The sequence below is a fragment of the Caballeronia sp. AZ10_KS36 genome (genome assembly GCF_023631105.1).
Classification (GTDB): domain Bacteria; phylum Pseudomonadota; class Gammaproteobacteria; order Burkholderiales; family Burkholderiaceae; genus Caballeronia.
Genome location: NZ_JALQDQ010000043.1, coordinates 1 through 6980, shown reverse-complemented (window position 1 = coordinate 6980; position 6980 = coordinate 1). Strand labels below are relative to the sequence as shown.

Sequence of the window (6980 nt, the reverse complement as noted above, 5' to 3'; positions counted from 1 at the left end):
TCGAGCCCCGAATCAGGCGCCCTTCGCTGGCGCCATTACGCCGAAAACACCCGGCTCCTTTACGGCGAAAGGCAACACCCTCCCGAGCTGGCCGAGGGACAGGCGGCTATTTTGAGGGCAGTAAGCGGCGCCTTTTCTGTATTAGACCAGCATGCCGATCTGATGGGGCTGTGCGGCTTGGGCGGTTTTTTACTGTCTTGAACAAGCAGGGAGAAAGTCGCACGTGGCACAACGTGCGGCTTCTTAAGGCGATGCGGTTAACGACAGAATATTCTGGCTGCATATGGCATCGTTTTAGCTTTACAACGTTCCAGTCGGCTACCTTCTGGCTACTCTGGCCGATGACGTTTTTCTCCATAGCGATGGCGCTTCGTTTCCTGATGGGCGACTTGGGCCTCGCCACGGAGTTTCAATAGATGTACCGATCCGCTGGAAGCTGAACACTCTCCTGAGCAATCGTCTCCAGTGCCGGAGTGGGAGCTCTCATTAGAATTCCCGACGTCGCGACGAGGCTATTTTTGCAGGTAACGTCGTCTTGAACGACCTCAAAAAGGAACTGCCGAAATAGCGGAGGAGGCGGTTTAGTCCGTCCCTGCTTGTGCAGCAGCGTTTGCGAGACTGATGCCAACTTTCAAAAGCCGAGACGAGCGGATAACGGCCGTCGTCGAGATGTATGGACGGAATGCCGTTGCAGGGGCACGGTAGTTCGTACGACGTCTGCTGGCGAGCCGTTACAGACGCGCAGACTTTTGCGCATCGGTTGGCCGCTGCATTGGCTCTTTTCAGCTGAGGCCTTGCCTAGAAACACTGACGATAACTAGGCAGGTGCGCTCGCGAAATCCCACAAGAAAGCTCGTGCCAGTCAGCCGGTCGGTTGCGGCGACGGTCCATAGCAATAGCACACGACAAAAGGCGTCGTGTCGGGGCGACCAAACCGGCGGCGGCGCTCACGCGAGGCTTTTGGAGCCGGCCCTAGACTTTGAATCGATACTTGGCGGAGGACTTATGAAGGCATTAGGAAAAAGGGCGTGGGCGATCGCTGAGGGGTATCTACCCCCATACAGCAACGCCGACGCGCCCGACTTGGTGAGTCATGAAGCGGCGTGCATCCTCAACACGGGCGATGACGACGCTCACATCGAACTGCACATATTCTTCAAGGACCGTGCCCCGGCTGGTCCTTACCACATCATCGTGCCAGCGATGCGGACATTGCACATGCGCTTCAACGATCTTCGCGAGCCCGAAGCGATACCGGTCGGGACTGAGTATGCCAGCTACTTTGAGTCGGATGTTCCGGTCGTTATTCAGCATACGCGCCTGGACTCTCGACAGTCTGAGTTGGCGCTGGTAACGACCGTTGCGTTCGGCAGCGACTGACGCGTCTTGCGGGACCGCGGTTGGGCGATAGGCGAGCGTGCTTCGTGGTGCGCTTGCTGCTGCGCCGTTGCTGCGCGCTCGTTGCACCGGCCGAGCGGGTTCGGCCACAACGGCATGTGCGCAACCCGCCGGTGAGCCGACTGCCGGGGAGGGTGATAGCGCGAGCGGCAGTGTGCGAAAGTCGACAAGACGCTGGATGAGCTGCAGTTCTCGTGGGAAGGCCTGTGAGCAACGCCGACCACGTTGATTGCACGTTATTTAGGACGAAGTCCCTCGGAGCGCAACGTGGAGCCAGGGAAAGCCGTCGAGGCTAGGCAGCCCAAGCGCAAGGGGCTGCACATGGGTGCCGACTCTTTGACTGTGCTCGTCATGTACGTCCCTGGCTATTTAGGCGGCCGCTGCAGGCGCGGTCTGGAAATGCGAGGAAGAAAAGCAATGGAAGACGAAGGTGAAAGACACTTCCGGTAAGGCGGTCGCGGAGCGACGGTTCGATGCACCCTAGTTGACAACATCGCCTCGCGCCGACGTATGCCCCTAAAAGCCTGTCCCGCGTCAGCCGCCTCCGCGTTGTAGCGTCGGGCCGCACAGGCCCAGCGCCGTCGTGATGACAGCAAGATGAGTCAGCGCCTGCGGGAAGTTGCCTGTCAGCTCTTTCCGCTCAGCGCTGTACTGCTCGGAAAGCAGTCCGAGTTCGTTTGCGACCGCAAGAACGCGCTCGAACTGCTGGCGCGCCTCGTCAGTGCGTCCCTGCATCTGGAGGCAATCGGCCATCCAGCACGAGCACGCCAGAAAAGTCCCTTCGTTCGGCCCTTCCCCTCGCTTCTTTTGGCGCCTGATGAGTCCATCTTCACTCAACTCGCGGCGAATGCTGTCAATCGTCGATGCCATGCGGGGTTCATCCGCTGGCAGAAAGCCCACTAGCGGCATGAGAAGCAGGCTAGCGTCAAGCTCTTCGGCGCCGTAATACCGTGTGAAGCTGCCTAGGCCCTCGTTCCATGCCTCGCGATAGACTTCCTCGCGGATCGTTTCCCGCAGAGACGCCAGGCGTTGGACGAGGGGGCAGCAAGCGGCATCTGCGGACCGGCTACTTGTATATCGATCAAGGGCGACCCACGCCATGACGCGTGAATACGTGTAGTGCCGCGGAGTCGACCGGGATTCCCAAATGCCTGATCCCGGCGTGTTCCAGACCCGTTGCAGGTGCTCGACGATGCGCGTCTCGACGAGGTCCTGGTTGTTCGCGGCCGCGAGCCCGCCCCGGCGCCCGACGTCGAGGCAGTCGATGATCTCTCCGAGGACATCGACCTGATGCTGCCCGGCCGCCGCGTTTCCAACTCGGACGGGCAATGCATATCGGTGGCCTGGCAGCCAGTCCACCGTCCATTCGTAGAGGTGACGCCCCCCATCGACGCGATACATGATGCGAATATGGTCGGGCGACGCGCCTATCGAACGCAAGAGCCAATCGCGCAATGCGTTTGCTTCTTCGTTGAAGCCCGCGTTCAGAAGAGCGACCGTCGCGAAGCTCGTATCGCGCAGCCAGCCGTAACGGTAATCCCAGTTCAATTGGCCGCCTGGCGCCTCGGGCAAAGAGGTCGTGGGCGCGGCGACGATCGCGCCGGTGCGACCGTGCGTCAGCGCCCTCAGCGTGAGCAGAGAGCGCCTTACGGCGGCGGGCCATGCGGTCCTGCTGTCATCAAAACGGCTAATCCAGTCGCGCCAGAAGTCCTGCGTCTTGTGCAGCGCCGCTTGCGCATCGACGGCCGGTGGTGGCGCCTCGTGCGCCGCGCCATAGCTCATCACGAAGGTGACGGTTTGACCGGCCCGCACGGCGAACGACGCTTCGGCCGCGCCGTTGTCCATGGTCAGTGCGATATCCGTACGCAGCACGACCCGGTCAGGCCCGATGCAGGACTGTATCCCACCGTCGATCGGTTCGCTCCAAGGGCACAGCGCGCCATAGTTGAAGCGCAGTCGAAGCAGCATGTTCACCTGCGCGACGCCCCGCAGCCCGATGACGATGCGTATCACCGAACTCGCGGCTTCGCCCACCGGCATGAAGTCGATCACGCGAACAGCGCCGTCGCGCATTTCATACTCCGTCTCCAAGACGAGCGTGTCGTCCTGATACCGCCGCGTCTGTCGCTCTATGACGCCGGCGGGTGTGAGCGACCAGCACCCGTTCTCGGACGTGCCGAGCAGGGCTGCGAAACACGCATCGGCGTCGAAGCGCGGCCAGCACAGCCAGTCGATGGAGCCATCGCGGCTCACGAGCGCGGCGGTCTGACCGTCGCCGAGCAGCGCATAGTCCTCGATGCGCCGGCTCACCGCAGCCCGCTCCGCCGTTTAGCGAGCGACCCGACCAGGCTGATCATGCCGATGCCCGCCAGTCCCCAGAAGAGCGCGCGGTGGCGATCGGTGAACATCTCCACGCTGCGTGGCCGTGCCTCTTCGTCGAAACGTCCGTGAGCCCCGTAGTCGCCGGGGACGGGATGAAATAGATTGCTCGGTGCTTCCGCCGGCAACGGTTCGTCGGTTAGCTGACCACTGTAGCCTGAGCGCGCCAGATAGCGGTCGATGAGCTTGGGCGCAATGCGGTTTGCGAGGATCGCCTTAACGCTCGAGAAGCCCACCCAGACTTCACGCCGGCGATGGGTTGCGGCGAAGTAGATGGCGCGCGCAGCGACCTCGGGCTCGAAGATCGGCGCGACGGGCCGCGCACGCTTGCCCATCTTGTTGAGCGCCCAATCGAACTGCGGCGTGTTCACGGCGGGCAGAACGACCATCGTCAGGTGGACCTTCAGTCGATCATGGATGATCTCCGAGCGAAGCGAGTCCGTGAAGCCGCGAATTGCGAACTTCGCACCGCAGTACACCGATTGCAGTGGCACCGAGCGGTAGCCCAGCGCGGAGCCGACGTTCACAATAGTGCCACGGTTGCGCGTGCGCATCCGCGAAAGCGCGGCCATCATTCCGTGGACTTGCCCGAGGTAGGTGACCCTCGTGCCGCGCTCGACCTCCTGTGCGGTGAGCTCGGAAACCGTAGCGAAGGCCGTGGCCATCGCTACATTTACCCAAACATCGATTGGACCTAGCGTCTCTTCGACATGCGATGCTGCTCGGTCGACGGCTTGAGCGTCCGCGACATCGGTAGGGATGGCCATCGTGCGTACGCCATACGTCTCGCGAACTTGCGACGCCGCTCGCTCCAGCCGGGAGGCTTCGCGCGATAGGAGGGCAACGTCCCAGCCGTGACGCGCGAATTCGTCCACGGTCGCGCGACCCACACCGGCACCCGCGCCTGTGATTACAACTAGCTTTGGCATTTGTGCCTCCTAGTTAGCGACCATCGCTGTCAAGAACAACGCCCAGGCGGCCTTGCACTGCGCGTGCCAAGGTCAGGCCCTGCCACCGTGCGCACACGCCTGCGATGAAGTATGTCACAGTCTGCCTGTTTGCTTGTCGCAAAGCGTTCGACCTGCCCACCGCTTTCGCACCGCGCCGCTCTGGGTCGGCCCGGAGTGTCGTTGCCCGATGGCGTTCCTACGGCGCTTGTGCAGTGCCGGAATTCGCGCCAATGATCCCAACGCCAACATGGGCGGCTTGGCGTCTGGGGGAATCGAGGGTGACTTCGTGACGCAGAGGCGTGGCTTCCATCGTTTCATCGAGACGCGCGCGTGCTTTTCCGAAATGTACTTAGCCTCTTACCGAATTGCCGCGGTGCCGGCCGTTCTGTTTAGGTCAAGAGCGGGTATGCGCGGCGGCGCCGGGTGCCGCATACAGCTCAGCAGCACCGCTGGAGGCAGCGGTGCTGCTGCGCTGCCGTGGGCGAGAGTGTGGTTCGATCATCTCGGTGGTGCGCATTGAGACAGAGATCTCACGTCTGCAGCACTTACGCGGACCCACACGGCTGAGCTATAGCAAGGTGCGCGTGGATTGATGGCGGCTAACCGACGAAAATAGTCAGGCATCGAACGGTAGACGCCCGCCGCTTCAACGAGGCACCGGAAGGAATGAATCTGTTACGTCCGCGACTATGGCGCCCGGTTTGCGAACAACGAGCCCTGCTCGTTCGCATCGGCTCACCAGGGCAGCCGTGCCGTTCGGAGCAGCCTGCAGTCGTTCCGCGAGTTCGCCGACAGTTGCCCAAGTGCGCTCTGGTATGCCGCGAACGTGCAATAGCAATTGATACTGTAGCGTCGTGACCCCGGCGGCGTGAGTGATTTCCTCGGAATAGCGCAGGAACTTCCTTAGCTCATAGCGGAAATTTGAAAGCGACTCGAGATCCGTCTTGCTTGGCAATTCTTTGGCGCTACGATAGTTCCGTTGCTTCATTTTTGCGCGGGGCCGGACTGTCCAGTTGGTGTTGAGCACATCGTTTGGGGGCGTGGCGACAATAGTAGCAGATGAGCAGCCGAATAAGCCGCGCTCAGGTCGCGCAGCGCCGGGTATTTCTTGCAATCGCAGTTGAAAAGCGCACAGTGTGATAAAAATCGGCAGGTCGGACAATCGACGTCGAGTACCGCTCTTCAATCGGTTCGTGCCGCTGCGGCACTTAGGTCTTACGGGGAATGCGCCTTGCTGTTGGCGCGGAAAGATGTGGACAGCGGACTAGGACGCGGCTGCTCCTAAAGTGCGTCGCCTACGAATGTTGCGGAGAACTTAGATGGCGGCACACTGGACGATTGGTTTTGCACAGGTGTGGCTTGCATTATCGGTGCTTTCTGCTTGCGCCGTCGCATTCGACATCGTGGTCGCGGGGCACCGCCAACCGATGGTCATCATGTCGGTGGTGTGGCCGCTCACGATGCTTTACTGGGGCCCAGCAGGGCTAGTCTTTTACTTCTGGTTCGGGCGCGCTACGCCCAGCGGGCAGGGACATGGAGCGCCGATGTGGCAGGCGACGTTCCTCGGCGCCACGCATTGCGGCGCAGGGTGTGCGTTGGGGGATTTCATTGGCGAATGGCTCGCGTTTTTGCTTGCTTTTAGCATCGCCGGATCGGAGTTGGGAGGACGGCTCGCGCTGGCGTTCGCGTTGGCTTACTTGATCGGAGTCGCGTTCCAATATTTCTCGATAGCGCCTATGCGAGGCCTTGGCTTGCGCGATGGCGTGATCGCCGCAGTCAAGGCGGACACGCTCTCTCTCGTTGCGTACGAGGTGGGCATGTTCGGCGTGATGATCGCTTTCGCGAAGCTTGCCACGCCGCTCGAGCCGACTGATTCGGCGTACTGGGTGCGCATGCAACTTGCGATGGTGGCGGGCTTCCTGACGACATACCCGGTCAACTACTGGCTCATCCGGCGAGGCATCAAGGAGAAGATGTGATCTGTGTGCGTCGGTTTTTCGTATCTATCTTGCGAACGGGGCTGGCGCTCGCGGTCTCGCTTCGTCAGATCACGGCATTTGCGAACGAGGCAGCGCCCGACACATCCGATTCACTCACGAGCGGACCGACGCCGCTTGCCTATTTCCTTCACAGCAAGGGACCCGCGGCGCATCCCGTCCTGCATCTCGATTGGGTGCTGACGGCGATATGCAGTCTTGTGTGCATCATCATCGCGGTGATGCTGCTGATTGCGACCTTCCGTCACCGCAAGAA

The 6980-nt window shown here is 61.3% G+C and carries 5 protein-coding genes and 2 pseudogenes; 4 read left to right on the top strand and 3 right to left on the bottom strand.

Annotated elements, in window-relative coordinates:
* Together NCR35_RS27085 and NCR35_RS27080 are read left to right on the top strand one after the other, a co-directional pair.
* Positions 1–201, top strand: a 201-nt coding sequence (locus NCR35_RS27085) for a hypothetical protein (protein WP_250537004.1), incomplete at its 5' end; no start/stop codon positions are given.
* Between the two features lie 804 nt (positions 202–1005).
* Positions 1006–1380 carry a sensory rhodopsin transducer gene (locus tag NCR35_RS27080; protein WP_250537003.1) on the top strand — a complete coding sequence of 125 codons (375 nt, stop codon included), beginning with the start codon at positions 1006–1008 and terminating at the stop codon, positions 1378–1380.
* A 552-nt stretch (positions 1381–1932) separates the two neighbouring features.
* Here the strand turns inward: NCR35_RS27080 and NCR35_RS27075 are convergent.
* The 3 genes and pseudogenes from NCR35_RS27075 to NCR35_RS27065 form a co-directional block, all read right to left on the bottom strand.
* Entirely contained in the window at positions 1933–3708 is a 1776-nt protein-coding gene (locus NCR35_RS27075; RefSeq protein ID WP_250537002.1) for a glycoside hydrolase family 15 protein, read from the bottom strand.
* A complete protein-coding gene (locus NCR35_RS27070) occupies positions 3705–4706 on the bottom strand; it encodes an SDR family oxidoreductase (RefSeq protein ID WP_250537001.1) in 1002 nt (333 codons plus the stop codon). Before NCR35_RS27070 ends, NCR35_RS27075 begins: the two co-directional genes overlap by 4 nt.
* Positions 4707–5417: 711 nt before the next feature.
* Positions 5418–5715: pseudogene (locus NCR35_RS27065) on the bottom strand (MarR family transcriptional regulator); the annotation flags it as partial.
* A 331-nt stretch (positions 5716–6046) separates the two neighbouring features.
* Between NCR35_RS27065 and NCR35_RS27060 the strand changes: the two are divergent.
* Together NCR35_RS27060 and NCR35_RS27055 are read left to right on the top strand one after the other, a co-directional pair.
* Positions 6047–6706, top strand: a complete 660-nt coding sequence (locus tag NCR35_RS27060; RefSeq protein WP_250537000.1) for a DUF4396 domain-containing protein — start codon at positions 6047–6049, stop codon at positions 6704–6706.
* 29 nt (positions 6707–6735) lie between these two features.
* Positions 6736–6980, top strand: a pseudogene (locus NCR35_RS27055) (cytochrome c oxidase subunit II); the annotation flags it as partial.